General features: G+C 44.2%; 19 protein-coding genes. 4 read left to right on the top strand and 15 right to left on the bottom strand.

The annotated features are described in order from the left end of the window. Window positions 1-15 precede the first annotated feature (15 nt). The 15 genes from rnhB to rpsB all read right to left on the bottom strand — a co-directional run bounded on the left by rnhB (window position 16) and on the right by rpsB (window position 15104). Window positions 16-606 carry a ribonuclease HII gene (rnhB, locus tag EAE92_RS07265; RefSeq protein ID WP_105398862.1) on the bottom strand — a complete coding sequence of 197 codons (591 nt, stop codon included), beginning with the start codon at window positions 604-606 and terminating at the stop codon, window positions 16-18. After that, the gene (gene lpxB / locus EAE92_RS07260) at window positions 603-1787 is read right to left on the bottom strand and encodes a lipid-A-disaccharide synthase (RefSeq protein ID WP_214067591.1); all 1185 of its coding nucleotides are present in this window, start codon (window positions 1785-1787) and stop codon (window positions 603-605) included. The genes rnhB and lpxB overlap by 4 nt, the downstream gene beginning before the upstream one ends. 4 nt (window positions 1788-1791) lie before the next feature. Next, on the bottom strand, window positions 1792-2580 hold the full coding sequence (gene lpxA / locus EAE92_RS07255; protein WP_214067590.1) for an acyl-ACP--UDP-N-acetylglucosamine O-acyltransferase: 789 nt from the start codon (window positions 2578-2580) through the stop codon (window positions 1792-1794). 3 nt (window positions 2581-2583) lie between these two features. After that, window positions 2584-3036 (bottom strand): 3-hydroxyacyl-ACP dehydratase FabZ, encoded by a 453-nt coding sequence (gene fabZ, locus EAE92_RS07250; RefSeq protein ID WP_214067589.1) that lies wholly within the window; start codon window positions 3034-3036, stop codon window positions 2584-2586. A 154-nt stretch (window positions 3037-3190) separates the two neighbouring features. After that, window positions 3191-4219 carry a UDP-3-O-(3-hydroxymyristoyl)glucosamine N-acyltransferase gene (gene lpxD, locus EAE92_RS07245; RefSeq protein ID WP_214067588.1) on the bottom strand — a complete coding sequence of 343 codons (1029 nt, stop codon included), beginning with the start codon at window positions 4217-4219 and terminating at the stop codon, window positions 3191-3193. Between the two features lie 3 nt (window positions 4220-4222). Continuing rightward, entirely contained in the window at window positions 4223-4720 is a 498-nt protein-coding gene (gene skp, locus EAE92_RS07240) for a molecular chaperone Skp (protein ID WP_036812315.1), read from the bottom strand. 110 nt (window positions 4721-4830) lie between these two features. Then, entirely contained in the window at window positions 4831-7224 is a 2394-nt protein-coding gene (gene bamA, locus EAE92_RS07235; RefSeq protein WP_214067598.1) for an outer membrane protein assembly factor BamA, read from the bottom strand. Between the two features lie 34 nt (window positions 7225-7258). Then, entirely contained in the window at window positions 7259-8614 is a 1356-nt protein-coding gene (gene rseP, locus EAE92_RS07230; protein ID WP_214067587.1) for a sigma E protease regulator RseP, read from the bottom strand. Between the two features lie 28 nt (window positions 8615-8642). Then, window positions 8643-9491: a phosphatidate cytidylyltransferase gene (gene cdsA / locus EAE92_RS07225; RefSeq protein WP_214067586.1), complete on the bottom strand. Its 849-nt coding sequence runs from the start codon at window positions 9489-9491 to the stop codon at window positions 8643-8645. 9 nt (window positions 9492-9500) lie between these two features. Beyond that, window positions 9501-10196, bottom strand: coding sequence for a (2E,6E)-farnesyl-diphosphate-specific ditrans,polycis-undecaprenyl-diphosphate synthase (ispU, locus tag EAE92_RS07220; RefSeq protein WP_246545066.1), 696 nt, complete (start codon window positions 10194-10196; stop codon window positions 9501-9503). Window positions 10197-10479: 283 nt separating this feature from the next. Then, window positions 10480-11676, bottom strand: coding sequence for a 1-deoxy-D-xylulose-5-phosphate reductoisomerase (gene ispC, locus EAE92_RS07215; protein ID WP_214067585.1), 1197 nt, complete (start codon window positions 11674-11676; stop codon window positions 10480-10482). 141 nt (window positions 11677-11817) lie between these two features. Further along, window positions 11818-12375 (bottom strand): ribosome recycling factor, encoded by a 558-nt coding sequence (gene frr, locus EAE92_RS07210; protein WP_036781275.1) that lies wholly within the window; start codon window positions 12373-12375, stop codon window positions 11818-11820. Between the two features lie 119 nt (window positions 12376-12494). After that, window positions 12495-13223 carry a UMP kinase gene (gene pyrH, locus EAE92_RS07205; protein ID WP_036781253.1) on the bottom strand — a complete coding sequence of 243 codons (729 nt, stop codon included), beginning with the start codon at window positions 13221-13223 and terminating at the stop codon, window positions 12495-12497. 153 nt (window positions 13224-13376) lie between these two features. Next, on the bottom strand, window positions 13377-14228 hold the full coding sequence (tsf, locus tag EAE92_RS07200; RefSeq protein ID WP_046394359.1) for a translation elongation factor Ts: 852 nt from the start codon (window positions 14226-14228) through the stop codon (window positions 13377-13379). Window positions 14229-14378: 150 nt separating this feature from the next. Next, window positions 14379-15104, bottom strand: coding sequence for a 30S ribosomal protein S2 (rpsB, locus tag EAE92_RS07195; protein WP_214067584.1), 726 nt, complete (start codon window positions 15102-15104; stop codon window positions 14379-14381). Window positions 15105-15532: 428 nt separating this feature from the next. Here rpsB and map point away from each other — a divergent pair, with 428 nt between their 5' ends. From map to EAE92_RS07175, 4 genes are all read left to right on the top strand, one after another. Continuing rightward, a complete protein-coding gene (gene map / locus EAE92_RS07190; RefSeq protein WP_036812107.1) occupies window positions 15533-16330 on the top strand; it encodes a type I methionyl aminopeptidase in 798 nt (265 codons plus the stop codon). A 136-nt stretch (window positions 16331-16466) separates the two neighbouring features. After that, window positions 16467-19115: a bifunctional uridylyltransferase/uridylyl-removing protein GlnD gene (gene glnD / locus EAE92_RS07185; RefSeq protein ID WP_214067583.1), complete on the top strand. Its 2649-nt coding sequence runs from the start codon at window positions 16467-16469 to the stop codon at window positions 19113-19115. Between the two features lie 172 nt (window positions 19116-19287). Continuing rightward, on the top strand, window positions 19288-20112 hold the full coding sequence (gene dapD / locus EAE92_RS07180) for a 2,3,4,5-tetrahydropyridine-2,6-dicarboxylate N-succinyltransferase (protein ID WP_040151399.1): 825 nt from the start codon (window positions 19288-19290) through the stop codon (window positions 20110-20112). A 214-nt stretch (window positions 20113-20326) separates the two neighbouring features. Beyond that, a complete protein-coding gene (locus EAE92_RS07175) occupies window positions 20327-20713 on the top strand; it encodes a DUF3461 family protein (protein WP_036781518.1) in 387 nt (128 codons plus the stop codon).

The following is a 20713-nucleotide window of genomic DNA, read 5'->3' as shown; positions in this document are numbered from 1 at the left end:
AGTCAACCAGTTTACTTAAAGGCCAATTGCTCTCTTAACCGGCGCAAAGCTTTTACGGTGATGTTCTGTCGCTCCCAACTGCGCCAACTTTTCTAAGTGAAATGCTGTCGGGTAGCCTTTATGCTTAGCAAATCCATATTCGGGAAACAGTTGATCAAGCTCAGCCATTTCCCGATCTCTGGTAACTTTCGCCACAATAGAAGCGGCACTGATTTCAGCAACCAGTCCATCACCTTTTATCACCGCTTGTGCTGGCATGGGTAATTTAGGGCAACGATTACCATCAATCAGCACATATTCAGGAGAAATAGGCAAATTAGCCACCGCCCTCTGCATCGCAAGCATAGTCGCATGCAGGATATTCAATTGATCAATTTCTGCCGGTTCTGCACGTCCTAAACTCCAGCACAATGCTTTTTCTGTGATCTCCAGGTACAGTGCCTCACGGCGTTTTTCACTCAGTTTTTTAGAATCAGCCAAACCCACTATCGGCCGTAACGGATCTAAAATCACAGCGGCAGTCACAACTGCCCCCACTAATGGGCCTCGACCAACTTCATCAACCCCAGCAATCAGACCCACCTGAGGATATATAAATTCCATCATTTTCCTGCCAATTCCAACACGGCTTGTGCTGCTTGTTCGTCAGCATTACAACGAATGCTTTCATGCAAATGCAAAAATGTCTGTTTCAATACTTCAACTCTTTCATTGCCTTGTAATAACGGCAACAACTCATCTGCAAGTTTTTGCGGCTGACATTCTTCCTGCAATAATTCTTTAACTAACTCTTCACCGGATAATAAGTTAGGCAATGAAACATAAGGTGTTTTTACCAGACGTTTTGCCAACCAAAAAGTTAATGGCTTCATCCGGTAACCAACTACCATTGGACATTTTGCCAACATACATTCCAAAGCAGCGGTACCAGAGGCCAAAAGTGCGGCATCACTTGAGATCATGATTTCTCGCGCTTTGCCATCCACAAGATGAACATTCAGTTCTGGCGCAACTTCCTGCTTAATGCGCTCAAATTGTTCACGCCGTCTAGCATTCACCAACGGCACAAATACATGCAGATCTGGTATGCTTCGCTGCAATAACTGAGCAGTTTTAAGAAAATCCGCACTCAGCATCTCAACCTCAGAATGGCGACTCCCCGGCAATAAAGCCAAGCAAACAGCCTCTGGAGGAATACCTAATAGTTCACGCGCCGCTGCTTTATTTGGTTGCAATGGCATGGCATCCGCCATCGTATGTCCAATAAACCGGCACGGAACATTAAACTTATCGTAAAACGCTTTTTCAAAAGGTAAGAAAGCCAGCACCATATCTGTAGCTTTACCAATTTTGAAAACACGTTTCTGCCGCCAAGCCCATACCGACGGACTAACATAATGAATAGTGCGAATGCCTCGCTGTTTTAACCGACCTTCCAGGGTGATATTAAAATCCGGTGCATCGATGCCCACAAATACATCAGGTTTCAGTTCAGTGAAACGGGTTGTCAGATCCTTACGTATTTTCAGCAAACGAGGCAAACGTTCGAGAACTTCAACAACCCCCATTACTGCTAGCTCTTCCATCTCATACCAAGCTTCACAACCTTCAGCCTGCATAAGTGGACCTGCCACACCAACAAAACGGGCATGAGGTACTTTTGCTTTTAAAGCACGAATTAAACCTGCACCAAGGATATCACCGGAGGTTTCTCCGGCGATTAATCCAATAGTCAACGGACGCAGACTATCAATAGAAGAAATGGTAGCCAAAGGAGTATCCTTCATCTACTTAACGGATAATGCCGCGGGTAGAATTTGCCAAAAAATCGCTGAAAATTTTTACATGCTGATTATTTTCAGCCAGCTCAGCAATTTCTCGTTGTGCTTCTTCTAACGTTTTTCCGTTACGATACAAAATCTTGTACGCATTTCTAATTGCATGCAATGAATCTTTATCAAAACCACGACGTTTCAGACCTTCGACGTTGGTGCCAAAAGGTGTTGCGTGATTCCCCTGAGCGATAACATATGGCGGAATATCCTGTACCACGCCGGAACACCCTCCCACCATAGCATGAGAGCCTATCTGACAGAACTGATGAATCGCACTCATACCACCAATGATGACATAATCGCCCAGGATAACATGCCCCCCTAAAGTACCATTATTCGCAATGACACAACGATCACCGACAATACAGTCATGAGCGATATGGGCATTAATCATCAACAAATTATCATTGCCGATTTTCGTTACACCACCACCCTGCACGGTACCACGATGAATGGTGACACTTTCGCGGATACGATTACGATCACCAATTTCAACTCGGGTTGGTTCACCGTGATATTTCAGGTCCTGATTCATTTCTCCAATAGAAGCAAATTGAAAAATCAGGTTATCACGACCGATTTTGGTTATTCCATTGACAACAACATGAGATTTCAGCTCTGTACCTTCGCCAATTTCAACCTGAGAACCAATACAACAAAACGGTCCAATACGAACATTAGCACCGATAACCGCGCCATCTTCTATAATAGCGCTAGGATGTATATAAGCGGTTTCATCAATCATAGACTAAACCTCACGACGGCGAGCACACATCATTTCTGCTTCGCAAGCTATTTCTCCATCGACTTTCGCTACGCCTCTACAACGCGCAACCCCTCGACGCTCCTTAATAAATTCTACTTCTAATATCATTTGATCCCCAGGCACTACCGGACGTTTAAAACGGGCACCATCGATAGCGGCAAAATAATAGAGCTCATTTGGCTCTAATTTACCCACACTCTTAAATGCCAGAATTCCGGTAGCCTGTGCCATAGCCTCAAGGATCAGAACGCCAGGGAAAATAGGTTTGCCGGGAAAATGTCCCTGAAAGAAGGGTTCGTTAAAAGATACATTTTTTACTGCACGTAAGAATTTACCTTCCTCAAAATCAAGAACGCGATCCACCAATAAAAATGGATAACGATGTGGAAGTAGATCTAAAATTTCTTCAATGTGCAGAGTATGATTATCACTCATCTAAATACTCTTCCTGTCAAAAAGGACTAATTGTATTAACGACACGGCCCGCTTAAACCCCAAATCCAGAGTTCCCAGGCAGGCCGCAAAATAAGACACAACCAAAAATAAAAATATAGTGCAACTAAATCTAGTACAATTAAATATAGTGCAATTACTCGTTTTCGCCTTCCAGTTTACTCTCCATTGACTTAAGACGTTTATTCATTTCATTGATATTCATGACTAAAGCTGCCGTCTTACGCCAAACTTTATTTGGTTGTGCCGGAATGCCAGAGGAGTATACACCAGGTTCAGTGATAGGACGCATCACCATACTCATTCCCGTGACTGTTACCTTATCACAGATTTCCATATGTCCATTAATTACACTAGCGCCGCCAATCATACAGTAACAACCAATTTTCAGACTACCGGCCATGATCACACCGCCAGCAACCGCCGTATTGTCACCAATGATAACATTATGAGCAATCTGACACTGGTTATCGATAATGACGCCATTGCCAATAATGGTATTATCCAAAGCGCCCCGATCGATCGTCGTACAAGCGCCAATCTCAACCCGGTCACCAATAATGACTGAACCTAATTGAGGGATTTTAACCCACTTGCCACGATCATTCGCGTAGCCAAAACCATCAGACCCAATCACTGCTCCTGACTGAATCAGACACTGCTCACCCATTTCAACATTGTGATAAACAGAGACATTCGCCCAAAGACGACTTCCCGCGCCAATACGCGTATTTTTACCAATAAAGCAGCCTGCGCCGATAACCACATTGTCACCAAGCACAACGCCAGACTCGATAACCGCATTGGCTCCAACAGCGACATGCTTACCCAAAGTTGCCAGAGGTGAAATCACCGCAGAAGGGTGAATATCCTGTGCGGGAACCGGTGTTGTATCCATAATCTGAGCCATATAGGCATATGCCAGATAAGGATTGGCGACAACCAACGCAGGAATATTGCAATAAGGAAGATCTGACGCCTGGAGAACGACAGCGGCTGCCTGACATTCACCTAAACGTTCACGGTAACGACTGTCAGACAAAAAAGTGATCTGCTCGCTATTGGCAGAATGCATTGGTGCAATACTGGTGATAACAATATCGCCATCACCATGTAATTGTGCATTCAACTGCTGAGCTAAATCAGCCAATCGAATTGAAAACATCTATTATTTAACCTGTTTCAATACACTTGCAGTAATATTTTTGCCAGATACTGAATAAGCAACAGCATTCGCATCAATAACGACATCATAGCCTTCTTTGCCAGCAACTACTTTGATTGCGTCTTGAATACGACTTAGAATTTTGTTGCGTTCTTCCATCTCGCGACGACGGTGATCTTGTTCAAAAGCTTGAGCTTTTTTGGCAAATTCTTCACGCTTAGCCATCACATCTTTTTCCAGCTTAGTACGCTCACTGGATTTCATAGTGGAACCATCACGCTGTAATTTCTGGATCTTGGATTGCAAGTCAGTTTCCATCCGTTGCAATTCAGATGCGCGGTTTTTAAACTCATTTTCCAACTGCTTCGCAACTGCTTCGCGGGCTGGCAGCTGCTGAAAAATCTCGCCAACATTTACAACGGCAATTTTGTCTGCTGCCTGAACGCCAGCAGAGAAAGCTAATGCAATACCAAAGCTTGCTGCACACAACCATTTTTTCACTATAAACTCCTTAAACCACGCTATCTGTAACCTATTGGAAAACTTAGTCAATGCTCTGAAACCTACGATTTCAGAGCTTGCTCTATCAATAATAAGATAAAAACGCATTATCACCAGGTTTTGCCAATATTAAATTGGAATTGCTCTGATCTATCACCTTCGTAGTCTTTGATCGGCTTAGCATAAGAGAATACCAGCGGACCTAAAGGAGACATCCATTGCAATGCAATACCCGCCGAAACGCGGATATTACCTGGTTTACTGTAATCAGGTATGCCTCTGCTCTTCATAGCAGCAGAATCATTCCAATAGGTATCCCAAACCGTACCTGAATCAATAAAGAATGAAGTTCGGACAGAGTTCGAATACTTACTATCAAGGAACGGCGTTGGAGTAATCAGCTCAAGGCTAGCTACCGCCATTGCATTCCCCCCCACGGCATCGCGAGATGGGCTATCTTTCTTAGGATCATCTTTTCCATTCAGATAAATCGCTTTAGGCCCAATATTGTTAGAACGGAAACCGCGAACCGTACTAGAGCCACCTGCATAAAAGTTTTCATAGAATGGCAACTCTTTACCGCCTAATCCATCCCCATAACCTAAACGACCACGCCCTAAAATCACCCAAGTATGATCGTCATTGATCGGATAATACGCAGAAGTATCAAGAGTCACTTTATAGAATTCGTTATCCGAACCAGGAATAGTCACTTTACCATTCAGAGTCGATTTCACGCCGGATGTTGGGAAGAAGCCACGGTCAAGGTTGTTATATGTCCAACCTATATTCAAAGCAAAGTCATCCGCTTTGAACTCAGCTTTACTTTTATAATCTGGTTTCTCACCCATAGAATTCAGATAGCGCCACATAGCTGCCTGAGGAAGCATATCAGACAGTGAGTTATGCACATAATTTAACCCAAAACGCAGGGAGTTATTTTCATTAACCGGGAAACCGAGGAAACCATCTATACCATAACTTTGGTTGGTATAGCCGGATAATTCAGCATCATCGGCTCTGAAATCGTTGTAGAATACCCGGCCACCAAGACTCACTCCGTTAACTGTGAAGTATGGGTCAGTGAAGGAGAGCTCTGCATAGGTTGAATAATCGTTCTTACTAGCATTAATCCCCACAGCATTACCTGTACCTAACCAGTTATCTTGCTGAGCGCCAACCTGGAAGCTAACGCCGCTTTCTGTACCAAAACCAACACCAAAGTTCAAAGAGCCGGTATTACGCTCTTTCACTTTATAAACAACATCTACCTGATCAGGGCTGCCTGGTACACGCTGAGTTTCAACATCTACCGTTTCGAAATACCCCAAACGGTTAAGACGCTCTTTACCCAGTTCAACCAGATCACTCCCTAACCATGCTCTTTCCATTTGACGCATTTCACGACGCAGAACAGAATCTTTAGTGGTGTCATTACCAGAGAAACGAATTTTACGAACATAGAAACGGTTACCCGCATCAATATTGACATGCAGTTTTACTGTCTTGTCTTGATCATTGATTTCAGGTTGCGTCATCACTCGTGGGTAAGCATAACCATAGCGACCAAGCAAATTCTTGATGTCATTTTCCATTTTAGTCACCTGAGTCCCGTTATACAGAGATCCAGGCTCAATGACAGCCAGTTTAGTAATTTCTGACTGATAACCCGCCATATTACCGTTCAGGTCAATACCTGATATTTTGTATTGATCCCCTTCAGTTATATTTATCGTGACATAAATACCTTTTTTATCTGGCGTCAAACTGACCTGAGTCGAATCAATGTTGAAACGGGCGTAACCGCGATCAAGGTAAAAACTGCGCAATGCTTCAAGGTCACCAGTCAGTTTTTGTTTCTGATATTTCTGATCGGCAGTCAAATTCCACCACGGCACATCATCTCTAAGTTGGAAACGATTCAATAACTCATCAGAAGAAAATGATTTATTACCGACAATGTTAATTTGCTGGATTTTTGCCGAAACACCTTCAGCGAAAACCAGTTTTAAATCGACACGGTTACGTGGAAGTGGCGTAACAACCGCTTTTACACTGGCGTTGTATTTACCCACACTGTAATAGAAATCCTCTAATCCTCTTTCGATATTGGACAGCATCGTGCGGTCAAGGGCTTCTCCGACCCGAACATGAGATACTTCAAGGTTTTGTTTCAACATGTCATCTTTCACCGATTTATTGCCGGAGAAAGTGATGCTGGCAATAGTCGGCCGTTCTTTTACCTGAACAATAAGTGTATTGCCATCACGCAGGACACGAACGTCTTCAAAGTTACCAGTAGCAAATAGTGCATGAATGGTACGACCGATATCTTCATCGCTGACCGTATCACCTACGCGAACTGGCATATTCAATAATGCTGCACCTACGGCGACGCGTTGAAGACCTTCAAAGTGAATGTCCTGAACTACGAATCCGTCTGCACCGTATGCAGTGGCGCTGCCGAACAGCAGCGACGCTATGAGTAACTTTTTCATCGCCATCGTTGTAATGCGTCTTCCTAACCAGTCTTCCGCTTTAAAAACGGGAGAAATCATTGAAAAGTGCAAGCCCCATCAATAACACCAGTATCATGGCACCGATGCGATAGCTGAAGTCTTGTACACGCTCGGAAACCGGCCCCCCTTTTATCTTTTCGATAAACAAGAAGAGCAGGTGTCCACCATCTAACACAGGTAATGGGATTAGGTTAATAATCCCAAGATTGACGCTTATCAGCGCCAAAAACATCAAATAATACACCAAGCCGGAATCAGCCGACACCCCCGCTCCTTTGGCGATAGAGATAGGCCCACTCAGGTTGTTAATTTTCACATCACCAACGATCAGCTTACCAATCATACTGACAGTTAATCGCATCAGTTGCCAAGTCTTATCTCCAGCCTGATACATGGCAGAGAAAGGCCCATATTGCTGAACGATTCTATATTCATCAGCTAATGGCACAACTCGCAGTTCCACACCGGCAAAACCAACTTTCCTGCCACCGGATTGTTGTTTTACTTCCGGCGTCATAGAGAGAGAAATAATATGACCAGCCCGATCCACGGAAAGTTCCAGCGGGACATTAGGATTATTGCTGACAAAGGATGTAAAAGTATGCCAAGCATCTATTTCCTGGTCACCGACTTTAACTATCCTATCCCCCTTTTGCAAACCCGCTTTTTCCGCTGCGGAACCAGGAATAACTTTTTCCACCAGAGAATCCAAATGAGGAGCGACAGGCATAATCCCTAGAGATAACACAGGGTCCTGCTTATCAGGATCAAAGCTCCATTGCCGCAAATCCAGAATTTTCTCTACCGGATATGATGAACCAGGAGAGATAACCTGAACGGCCATATTATCGTCACCAATCTTGCCCACCAGAGCAAAACGAACTGAATTCCAATCAGGCGTTTCGATACCATCTACGGATTTTAGTTCCATTCCCGATGAAATATTTGCTTGCGCGGCGATAGAATCTGGTTTGATATCCGCAACAACAGGACGTATTGCCGGCACGCCAATAATAAAAACTAACCAATAAACCACAGCCGCCAATAAAAAGTTAGCAATTGGCCCGGCACTGACAACCGCGGCACGTTGACCAAGCGTTTTATTATTGAATGCCATATGACGGTGTTCAGGAGAAACAGGTGAAACACGCTCATCAAGCATTTTCACATATCCCCCCAGTGGAATAAGGGCTATAACATACTCCGTACCCTGGCGATCCATACGCCGCCATAGCGCTTTACCAAAACCAATGGAGAAACGTTCAACGTGAATACCACACTTTCTGGCTACCCAAAAATGACCGAACTCATGCACAGTGATCAATATGCCTAGCGCAATAATAAAAGCCGCCAGATTCCAGAGAATTCCCATCATATTTTTTAAACGCCGTCAAACAGAGAGATCAAAACACCAGCAATATCATGCCGGCAAAAACAGGGATCGCAGCAGTCAGACTATCAATACGATCCATAACACCGCCATGCCCCGGAATTAGCTGGCTGCTATCCTTAACACCTGATTCACGTTTGAACATACTCTCAGTTAAATCACCAAATACAGAAGCGATAACAACAATAGCAGAACACAACATAAGTTTTTCAGGCATTGCAGGTACTGGAGCATATTTCCCAAACAACCATGAAATAATGGCCGATGTCATTAATCCTCCGATTAATCCTTCCAGCGTTTTTCCTGGAGAAACTTTCGGCGCCATTTTACGTTTACCTAAAGTACGCCCAAAAAGATAAGCACCAGAATCCGCCCCCCATACCAGCAACATGACATACAGTAACCACCATGCGCCATAATACGAATTATCACCATATCCCTGAGTTCGTAAGACCATCATTCCACAGTAAAACGGCACTAATGTCAGGATACCAAACAAAAGGCGCAATAAAATGGATTTCTTCCAAATTGCAGCGGAAGAAGGATAAGTAACAACCAGAAGCGTCGCGACAATCCACCAAATCATCCCCCCCCATAGGGCAAAAGTGATTTGCGGCTGTCCAATCAAATCAGTGAAGTCCGGCAGAGTATACTGTAGGGCTAATAAACCAATAGCAAACAGAGCCGCCAGAATAGCCCGTTTCGTTTGGCTGAATAAGCCAGCGAATTGCCCCCATTCCCATGCGGCAAGGGCTGAAACAGCGATAATAACCAGCCCAAACGCTACTGGCGGCAGCAAAAACAGAGCGGCAATCACAAGAGGGATTAATATCACAGCCGTTATAAGGCGGTACTTCAGCAAGAGTTCCTCCTATGATCCCACATCGGCATCGTCTGGTATTGTTCCGCCAAACCGGCGTTCTCTTTTAGCAAAGGCATTAATTGCACCTTCAAAAACAGTTTCATCAAAATCAGGCCAGAGTATATCGGTAAAATAGAATTCTGCATAAGCTATCTGCCATAACAGAAAATTACTGATACGATGCTCACCTCCGGTTCTGATGACTAAATCAACCTGAGGCTGCTGGCTTAGATTCATATAATTATTAACTAATTCTTCAGTAATATCCTGTGGCTCAAGGGAATTATCTTTAATCTGCTGAGCAATTTTCTGAATATTTTGAACAATATCCCAACGACCACCATAATTTGCAGCAATATTAAGTCGCAGCCCCGTATTATTAGCAGTCAACTTAACTGAGCGACAGATACGATCCTGTAAACGCTCACTGAACCGGCTGATATCACCAATAACAGATAATCTAATATTATGCTTATGTAAACTTTTGACTTCGCTATCTAGTGCAAAAATAAATAATTCCATTAAAGAACTGACTTCTTGCTCTGGTCGATTCCAGTTTTCACTACTGAAAGCGTATAACGTCAGTGACTCTATTTTATGTTTAGCCGAGAAACTCACCGCACTCCGTACCGCTTTAATCCCCGCACGATGACCAAAGGCTCTTAATTTCCCTCGCTTCTTTGCCCAACGGCCGTTACCATCCATAATAATGGCAACATGTTTAGGTAATAATGACGATAAATCGTTCTGATGATGATTGCTGGATAATATCACTCAATTAATCCTTTACTGGTCAGGGTAATTCTCTTACAAGTTCAGGCATCCAAACGTAAAAAAGCCGTGTCTGGTATCCACGGCCTGGGTAAAAGCCTAATTATCTGGAAGAGAACTTCCAAAATCTGGACCGTTAATTATATCAACCAACAGTTATACGCAAACTATACCATCAGGTAAAAATGCGGACAAATACCCATTTGCCAATCCAAGACTACCTGATAAATGAACGAATAGTCTTCATAGCCAACTCTCTTGCGAGATTATCAATCTGTAAGACCTCCTCAATGCTCTGAGGTTCCGGCAAATTTAATTTTTCTACAACCTGCCGGTTTATAATTGCAATATCTGTGAAAGAGATTCCATTTTGTAAAAAAACCTTAACGATCTCTTCATTCGCTGCATTCAAGGCTGTCGTTGCAGCCTGGCCTGCGTGGCAAGCTTCAATAGCCAGTTTCAAACATGGATACCGTTCATAATCTGGTTTCGAGAACGTCAGTGTACCTAAAGAATAAAAATCAAGAGGTTCAACACCAGAAGCAATACGATTTGGGTACGCCATTGCATAGGCAATCGGTGTACACATATCCGGCGTTCCTAATTGAGCAATAACGCTGCCATCCTGATAACGGACCATAGAGTGAATGACCGATTGAGGATGGATTACTACTTCCATTTCCGCAGCAGATGCATTGAACAAGCAACACGCCTCAATATATTCCAACCCCTTATTCATCATTGTCGCAGAATCTACCGAAATCTTACGCCCCATCGACCAATTCGGATGAGCACAAGCCTGGTCCGGTGTGACAAAAGCTAATTGTTCCAAAGGGGTATGACGAAAAGGCCCGCCAGATCCTGTCAGAATGATATTAGCAATTCCATGTTGTTTTAGATCTCCGCGCCCAAGGTTTCGCTGTATGACCTCAGGTAAACTCTGGAAAATAGCATTATGTTCACTGTCAATGGGTAATAATTGAGCATTATGTTGCGCCACCGCATCCATAAAAAACCGGCCGCTGGTAATCAGCGACTCTTTATTAGCAAGTAAAATCTGTTTACCCGCTCGAATGGCAGCCAGCGTTGGTAATAAACCAGCAACACCGACAATCCCAGACATAACCTGATCAACATCATTCAAAGCAGCCAAATCACACGCAGCCTGTTCCCCGAAAAATACTTCGGTTTTACAGCCTTGTTCAATGAGCAACTGACGCAACTCTTTTGCGGAAACTTCGTCCACCATTGCAGCATATTGAGGCCGAAATTCCAGACATTGTTCAGCCATAACCTGAATATTTTTTCCAGCGGCAAGCGCTGTTACTTTAAATTTATCCGGATGATTGCGAACTACAGTAAGTGTACTTTTGCCTACGGAACCTGTGGAACCAAGGATGGTCAACCTTTTCATACTGATGCTCTGAATTGTTTTATTTGGTGTGTGTTAATACTTGTCTGATTTGCCTGGCTATGAACGCTCATGACTTCAGAGAAATGCCGAATAAAAATAGCGCCACAAGATAGCAGCGCTTGATCTATCTTATGAAAGAGATTAGAACTCCATCAGTTCTTCTTCTTTCTTCGTTAAAGCTTCATCAACTTTTTTGATGAAATTATCCGTCAGCTTTTGAATATCATCCTGCGCACGACGCTCGTCATCTTCACTGATCTCTTTGTCTTTCAACAGCGCTTTGATTTTGTCATTAGCATCACGACGAATATTACGCACAGAGACACGCCCCTGCTCAGCTTCGCCACGAACCACCTTAATCAAATCTTTACGGCGTTCTTCTGTCAATGGCGGCAAAGGAACGCGGATCGTTGTCCCCGCAGAAGATGGATTCAGCCCTAAATCAGAAGCCATGATTGCCTTTTCAATCGCCGGCGTTATAGTACGATCAAATACCGTGATAGCCAGGGTACGTGCATCCTCAGCAACAACGTTAGCAAGCTGACGCAAAGGCGTTGGCGCACCATAATACTCAACAGTGATACCATCCAGCAGACTAGGAGAAGCTCGGCCGGTACGAACCTTGCTAATTTGGTTTTTAAGTGCTTCGACGCTCTTTTCCATACGGTCTTGTGCGTCTTTTTTGATTTCATTAATCACGTTACAAACCCTTGGGAACTGGTTGTTTTCAAGCCATAAATCATTATGACCATGATTTGTTAAATTTGGCGTATCAGGCGACTCATCATACCGCCAAACATCTCTGGTGTCTTTGAACATTACTCATGAGAAATCAGGGTACCTTCATTTTCCCCCATCACCACACGACGTAACGCCCCCGGCTTATTCATGTTAAATACGCGAATGGGTAAGCTATGATCACGAGCCAGAGTGAATGCCGCCAAATCCATAACTTTCAATTCACGCTCTAATACCTGCTGATAAGAGAGCTTATCGAACAATACCGCTTCTGAATCTTTCGCCGGATCAGCCGAGTAAACACCATCTACTTTAGTTGCTTTTAGCACAACATCTGCTTCAATCTCAATACCGCGCAAACACGCTGCCGAATCTGTAGTAAAGAACGGATTGCCGGTACCCGCAGAGAAAATAACAACACGACCATGACGTAACAAACTAATCGCTTCTGCCCAACTATAGTTATCGCAAACGCCATTTAAAGGAATTGCAGACATTAGACGGGCGTTCACATAGGCGCGGTGTAATGCATCCCGCATTGCCAGACCATTCATTACTGTTGCCAACATGCCCATGTGGTCGCCGACTACACGGTTCATTCCTGCTTCTGCCAAGCCAGCACCACGAAACAGATTACCACCGCCAATGACGACACCGACCTGTACGCCTAACTCAACCAGTTCTTTGATCTCCTGAGCCATGCGATCTAAAACGCTGGCATCTATACCAAAACCTTCTGCACCTTGCAGGGCTTCGCCACTGAGTTTAAGCAGGATACGCTGATATACGGGTTTTGCATTGGTTGCCATGATGTTCTGTCCTAAGCAGAAAAGTATATTGGGGATTTACATACATCCGGGTCATTCTGACCAGACGCTAAAACTCAATGCCTACTGGGATAGGCAGTTTAGATTAGATAAAACAGAACCGCCATTTGGCGGCCCTGTTTGTAAAAATTAAGACTATTTACTCATTGCAGCAACTTCTGCTGCGAAATCAGTCTCAACTTTCTCAATACCTTCACCCACTTCATAACGGATGAAGCTGGTCACTTTAGCATTGTTTTCTTTCAACAGATCGCCGACAGTTTTGCTCGGATCCATCACGAAATTCTGACCTGTCAGAGAGATCTCGCCGGTGAATTTATTCATACGGCCAGAAACCATTTTCTCTGCGATTTCACGTGGCTTACCAGACTGCATTGCGATATCCAGTTGGATTTGGTGCTCACGCTCAACAACGTCAGCAGGTACATCGCTTGGGTTAACATATTCTGGCTTACTTGCAGCGATGTGCATAGCCACATGCTTAATCAGCTCTTCATTAGCGCCTTCAGCCGCAACCAGAACACCGATACGCGCACCATGCAGGTAAGTACCCAGTTGTTCGCCTTCTAATACAGAAACGCGACGAATGTTGATGTTTTCACCGATTTTAGCAACCAGTGTAGTACGCTGCTCTTCGAACTTAGCTTTCAGCGTTTCAATATCAGAAACTTTATCAGCCAATACTGCCGCCATAACTTCTTTACCGAAAGCGATGAAGCCAGCATCTTTAGCAACGAAGTCAGTTTCACAGTTCAGCTCAACCAAAGCGCCGAATTTGCCATCAGCAGCCACTTCCGCCAGGATGATACCTTCAGCAGCAACACGGCCAGCTTTCTTAGCCGCTTTCGCTTGACCTGATTTACGCATGTTGTCAATCGCTAACTCGATATCGCCGTTAGCTTCAACCAGCGCTTTTTTACATTCCATCATACCTGCGCCAGTACGCTCACGCAGTTCTTTTACCAAAGCAGCGGTAATTCCAGACATTTGTTTTATTCCTCGATGTATCCCGCAGGAAGAGAGTATTCCGCATGGATAGTTCTTATATTAGATACGTAAAAGGGGGCCATAACAGGCCCCCCTAACCAATATATTTCAATACCTGGTTAATAAGGGCTCAATAATGAGCTTGCCTTATTATTCAGCTTCTACAAAGCTTTCTTCTGCCTGAACAGCCAGATCTTGAGAACGACCTTCACGAACAGCAGTAGCAACAGCACCTAGATACAGTTTTACTGCACGGATTGCGTCATCGTTACCAGGGATGATGAAATCAACGCCATCTGGATCAGAGTTAGTATCAACAACCGCAAATACTGGGATACCCAGGTTGTTTGCTTCTTTGATAGCAATGTGTTCATGTTCAGCATCGATAACAAACAGAGCGTCAGGTAAGCCGCCCATATCTTTGATACCGCCCAAGCTATTTTCTAACTTACCAAGTTCACGAGAACGAATTAACGCTTCTTTTTTGGTCAGTTTGTCAAAAGTACCGTCCTGAGACTGTGCTTCTAAATCTTTCAAACGTTTGATGGACTGACGAACGGTTTTCCAGTTAGTCAACATACCACCTAACCAACGGTGATTAACGAAGTATTGATCACAGCCCTGAGCTGCTTCTTTAACCGCTTCGCTCGCAGCGCGCTTAGTACCAACAAACAGAATTTTGCCTTTGCGTGAAGCAATTTTGTTCAGTTCAGCTAACGCATCATTGAACATTGGAACAGTTTTTTCCAGGTTGATGATATGCACTTTGTTGCGAGCGCCAAAGATGAATGGTTTCATTTTTGGGTTCCAGTAACGAGTCTGGTGACCGAAGTGAACGCCCGCTTGCAGCATATCGCGCATGGAAACAGTTGCCATTGTAAACCTCTGTAAAATATTAAGTTGGGGTTATGCCTCCACGAGCCCCATAACACCGACTCCTTAGCTGCATGTTCCGCATGAGAGCACCCCGGTGTATGTGCCGACCCGTGTGTGTTATTACACAATGAGTATATTTAACGTCACTCTGTTTTACCTCAGTGGCAAATACAGAGAACGCCGGCGCGCTTTATATCATAAACCCGCCTAAGACACCAACTTTTGTTGCCGCTTTCCGATAGCTCAATGTGAAAAGAAAGGCAGGGTTACGAAAGGTATTCTTGATAGGCAAAAAGGTAACGAGGGAAATAGGGCCGCCAACTGTTATTGGCAGATATTCTGTAGGCTGATACCATTAGTTCAATAATTCTTTCCTTGTTGAAAAACATACAACCAGCAGATTCGCTGGCATTGAATGGACAAGTTTCATGGCAATCTCAATTAAAACCTCTGAAGATATTGAAAAAATGCGCGTCGCCGGTCGACTGGCGGCAGAAGTGTTGGAAATTATTGAACCTTACGTCAAACCCGGTGTAACAACAGGTGAATTAGATCGTATCTGTCACGATCACATCACCAATAAACAACAAGCTGTCTCTGCCTGTCTTGGTTATCACGGTTTCCCAAAATCCGTCTGTATTTCTGTTAATGACGTAGTGTGTCACGGTATCCCAAGTGATGATAAAGCATTAAAAGATGGCGATATTGTTAATATCGATGTGACTGTCATCAAAGAGGGCTTCCACGGTGATACATCAAAAATGTTCATTGTCGGTAAACCAACCATTCAAGGTGAGCGCCTATGCCGCATCACTCAGGAAAGCCTCTATCTGGCCTTAAAAATGGTGAAACCCGGCATTCGTCTACGCACTCTTGGTAGAGCCATCCAACAATTTGTTGAAGCCAACGATTTTTCTGTGGTCCGTGAATATTGCGGTCACGGCATCGGCGAAGGCTTCCATGAGGAACCACAAGTACTGCACTATGACGCCGATGATGGTGGTGTTGTTCTGCAAAAAGGTATGGCTTTCACTATTGAACCAATGGTTAACACCGGTGACTACCGCATCCGTACCATGAAAGATGGCTGGACAGTCAAAACGAAGGACCGCAGCCTGTCCGCACAGTATGAACATACCATTGTTGTTACTGATAACGGCTGTGAAATCATGACATTGCGTAAAGAAGAAGAGCCAGAGCTTTCCGCAGTCTTGGTAAATGAATAATTAAAATAGCAAACTACGAAGCCTTGCTGAAATCATACAAGGCTTCTCATCTCTTCTCTGCAATATCCTCTTGTTTAACCCCCTACTTTCTCAGTAATCTGGCCTTATGATTCGCCCTTCTCATAGGTTTATGCTTATGCCAGCAGATATCGCCACAATTCGGGCCCCTATCCCGCCACTTTCTCCCGCTGATTTTTCTAGTGAAGAACTTCGCTACCCTGTGTTGAAACAGCACCTCGAAGAATTTCAACTTTGGCTAGAGCATGCATTTAAAGCGGGGATTTCCGCAGAAGCCTTGATTTCTGCACGCAGTGATTACATAGACCAGTTATTACAACAATTATGGCATGCCTATGGATTTGATAAGATTTCATCACTTTCATTGATTGCCGTCGGCGGATATGGCCGACGGGAACTGCATCCGCTATCTGATATTGACGTACTGATACTCAGCGAACAGTCGCTCACACCGCCTCAAGCTCAGAATGTTGGACAATTTATCACTTTACTATGGGATATCCGGCTGGAAGTCGGTCACAGTGTTCGCACACTTGAAGAGTGTTTGCTGGAAGGGCTGTCAGATCTAACTATCGCGACGAATTTAATCGAATCACGGTTAATTTGTGGCGATCCAGCCATTTTTCTTCAATTACAGCAACATACCTTCAGTGATGGTTTTTGGCCTTCTACTGACTTCTTTGATGCCAAAATTGTTGAACAACACGAACGCCACCAGCGCTATCACAGTACAAGTTATAATCTGGAACCTGATATCAAAAGCAGCCCCGGAGGGTTGCGAGACATTCATACCCTACTGTGGGTCGCCCGTCGCCATTTTGGTGCAACCTCCATAGATGAAATGGTCGACTTTGGTTTCCTAACAGTGGAAGAACGTAATGAATTAAATGAATGCCAAAGCTTCCTTTGGCGTATCCGCTTTGCTCTTCATCTGGTAGTCAACCGTTATGATAATCGCTTGTTATTTGATCGCCAGTTCAGTATTGCTCAATTATTAGGTTATCAAGGGGAACGTAATCAACCGGTAGAACGAATGATGAAAGATTTCTATCGGATGACACGCCGCGTTAGCGAACTCAACAATATGCTACTGCAACTGTTTGATGAAGCTATTCTGGCACTGGAAACCAATGAAAAATCCCGCCCACTGGACAGTGAATTCCAGCTACGGGGGCAACTTATTGATCTCATCGACGAAACCCTGTTTATCAAAGAACCCGCAGCTATTATGCGGATGTTTTATCGCATGGCAGAATATGAGGAAGTTCAAGGCATTTATTCTACTACGTTACGCCACCTCCGTTATGCGCGCCGCAACCTGTCTCAGCCATTGTGTGAATTGCCGGAAGCTCGCCAAATCTTTATGGATATTCTACGTCACCCCAGGGCGGTTGAAAGCGCATTTGTGCCCATGCATCGTCACAGTGTTCTTGGCGCTTACACACCGCTTTGGGGCAATATTGTCGGTCAGATGCAGTTTGATCTGTTTCACGCCTATACTGTCGATGAACATACCATCCGCGTACTGAGAAAATTGGAAAGTTTTGCCGATGAGAATAACCGTCCAGCCCATCCACTCTGTGTTGAGCTATACCCTCGTCTGCCTCAACCTGAGCTTCTACGCCTTGCTGCGCTATTTCATGACATCGCCAAAGGGCGTACCGGCGACCATTCTGAACTTGGCGCTGACGATGCGCTAGCGTTTTCACTGCAACACGGGCTTAACTCACTAGAAGCTGATTTGGTCTCCTGGCTGGTTCGTCATCATCTGTTAATGTCAGTCACAGCTCAACGACGAGATATTCAGGACCCAGAAATCATCAAGCAATTTACCCATCAAATCCTCAATGAAACACGGTTACGCTACCTAATATGCCTGACAGTCGCTGATATCTGCGCAACCAATATCAACCTATGGAATAGTTGGAAGCAGAGCTTGTTACGGGAACTCTATTTTTCTACAGAGCATCAATTACGCCAGGGAAATACACCAGATTTTCGTGAACGTATCCGTCACAACCGTTTTCAAGCACTTGCTCTGTTGCGCCAAGATAATATTAACGAACAGAAACTTCATCGGCTCTGGAGTCGTTGTCACGCAGATTATTTCCTTCGCCACACGCCAAAACAACTTGCCTGGCACGCCCGTCATCTAGTGCAACATGATTCTCAAGAGTCACTGATACTGATAAGTACCAAGCCAACCCGCGGCGGCACAGAAATTTTTATCTGGAGCTTAGATCGTCCTTCCCTGTTTGCAGCTGTTGTCGGCGAACTGGATAGACGTAACCTGAGTGTTCATAATGCTCAAATATTTACCAATCGTGATGGTATGACAATGGATACCTTCGTAGTACTGGAACCCAATGGTCATCCTTTAGCATTGGATCGCCATGAAATAATACGTAACGCACTTTTACAAGTCGTTCTGGACCCTTACACCAAGACACCGAAAACACGAAAATTACCAACCAAATTGCGCCACTTCAACGTACCAACAAAAGTGACCTTCTTACCTACCCATAACGAACGACGAACCTATATGGAACTATTTGCCTTGGATCAACCGGGATTACTGGCAAGAGTCGGTAATATTTTCGCTGAAATGGAGGTTTCACTACATGGCGCGCATATCACCACCATCGGTGAACGTGTCGAAGATTTTTTTGTTCTGGCGGATAAGGACCACAAAGCATTAAATAAAAAAGTCAGAGAAGAATTATCAGAAAGGTTGACAGCAACCCTAAATCCAAAGGATAAAATATAACTCAGTATATACCCTATGGATTTCAAGATGCATCGCGACGGCAAGGGAGCGAATCCCCGAGAGCATAGAGAACTATGTGATCGGGGTGAGTGAGTGCAGCCAACAAAGAGGCAACTTGAAAGATGACGGGTATAAGCCCATGATTCGGACGATAACCAAGGAACCCGATGCAATGCAGCAATTACAATCCATTATCGAAAGTGCATTTGAAAACCGCGCAACGCTTACTCCAGCAACAGTCAACCATGAAATACGGGATGCAGTTACTCAAGTCATCAACCTGCTGGATAGTGGAAAACTGCGCGTTGCAGAGAAAATTGACGGTCAGTGGGTCACTCATCAATGGCTAAAAATGGCTGTACTGCTCTCTTTCCGTATTAATGAAAATCGGATCATCGATGGCACAGAAAGCCGTTATTTCGATAAAGTTCCGATGAAATTCTCTGATTATGATCAGGCAAGATTTGAAAAAGAGGGCTTTCGCGTGGTACCTCCTGCGGCAGCACGTCAAGGGGCTTTCATTGCCCGTAACTGCGTACTGATGCCTTCCTATGTCAACATCGGCGCTTATGTTGATGAAGGGACAATGGTAGATACCTGGGCGACTGTCGGCTCCTGCGCCCAAATTGGTAAAAACGTCCATTTATCCGGTGGCGTCGGCATCGGCGGCGTATTGGAACCATTGCAAGCCAACCCAACTATTATTGAAGACAACTGCTTTATTGGCGCTCGTTCTGAAATTGTGGAAGGTGTCATTGTCGAAGAGGGTTCAGTGATTTCAATGGGTGTCTATATCGGTCAAAGCACCAAAATTTATGATCGTGAAACAGGCGAAATCCATTATGGCCGCGTCCCTGCGGGTTCCGTTGTTGTCTCTGGCAACCTCCCATCAAAAGATGGTAGTTACAGCCTGTATTGTGCTGTCATTGTCAAAAAAGTGGATGCCAAAACACGAGGAAAAGTGGGCATTAATGAACTACTCAGATCGATAGATTAAACTTTAAAATAGCGGATAATAAATAAGTCCGCTATTTTTTTGCTTTTTATCATCATTACCGACCTCAGTCAGTGTTATTAATATAGGGAGTTTGAATGCAGACAACGTGCACAACCCGAAACGTACACAGAGTACGTAAGGCGTTTAGCGACGCTCTGGATTCAAAATGACACATAAAATAACCTACTGGGAAAAATACCCTTAAGGTGGTGCTATGTACGATAACTTAAAGAGCCTGGGGATCACATATCCCGAAGAAATTGACCGCTATAGTCTGCGTCAGGAAGCTAACAACGATATTCTGAAAATCTATTTCCGCAAGGATAAAGGTGAATTTTTTGCTAAAAGCGTGAAATTCAAATATCCGCGTCAACGCAAGACTGTAACTGCAAACAATACAGAGCAAGGATACAAAGAGATCAACGAAATCAACACTAACCTGCGTTATGTGATTGAAGAGTTAGATCAAATTTGCAAACGCGACCAAGCAGAAGTCGACTTGAAACACAAAATTCTCGATGATTTGCGTCATCTTGAGCACGTTGTTGCCAACAAGATTGCCGAGATTGAAGCCGATCTGGAAAAACTAACCCGTAAATAA

It is taken from the genome of Photorhabdus hainanensis, from assembly GCF_018448965.1.
Classification (GTDB): Bacteria; Pseudomonadota; Gammaproteobacteria; order Enterobacterales; family Enterobacteriaceae; genus Photorhabdus; species Photorhabdus akhurstii.
Note: the sequence above shows the minus strand (reverse complement) of the source record. Positions and strands in the feature narration are given on the sequence as shown.